This is a genomic window from Oleiphilus sp. HI0117, assembly GCF_001635235.1.
In genome coordinates this window covers 1-720 of sequence record NZ_LWGA01000392.1, presented here as the reverse complement: position 1 = coordinate 720, position 720 = coordinate 1, and the positions used below count along the sequence as shown (strand labels likewise).

Genomic DNA, 720 nt, shown 5'->3' with positions numbered 1-720 from the left:
GTCAGGTTAACGCTATCCCAGGTGCGAACCTTCCTCTAGCAACGCTAGGTACATTCATCCTGTGGATGGGCTGGTTCGGTTTCAACGGTGGTTCTACTCTTAAACTGGGTGGTATCGAAGTAGCTAACGAAGTAGCAAGCGTATTCTTGAACACTAACGCTGCTGCGGCAGGTGGTTTGATCGCTGCATTGATCGTTGCACGTATTCTATTCGGTAAGGCTGACCTTACAATGGCATTGAACGGCGCACTAGCAGGTTTGGTTGCGATCACTGCAGAGCCTGCTGATCCTTCTCCACTACTAGCAACGATCATTGGTGCGATCGGTGGTGTTATCGTAGTATTCTCAATCGTAACACTTGATAAGCTTAAGCTTGACGATCCTGTTGGTGCAATCTCGGTACACGGTGTAGTAGGTCTATGGGGTATCTTCGCAGTACTTCTATCAGACGCTGACGCTACATTCGCTGGCCAGCTGGTTGGTGCACTAACGATCTTTGTTTGGGTATTCGTATGTAGCTTGATTGTTTGGGGCGTTCTTAAAGCAATCATGGGCATCCGAGTAACTGACGAAGAAGAGTACGAAGGTGTTGATATCTCTGAGTGTGGTATGGAAGCTTACCCAGAGTTTACTCGCGACTAATCTCGAGTTAAACAAACTAAAAAGCGCCTCATTGTAGGCGCTTTTTTATGCCCGCCTTTTGCGTCAAAGCAGCCAACAA

General features: G+C 47.6%; 1 pseudogene. It reads left to right on the top strand.

The window, feature by feature from the left end:
- A pseudogene (locus A3757_RS04665) lies at positions 1–641 on the top strand (ammonium transporter); the annotation flags it as partial.
- Between the last annotated feature and the right edge of the window lie 79 nt (positions 642–720).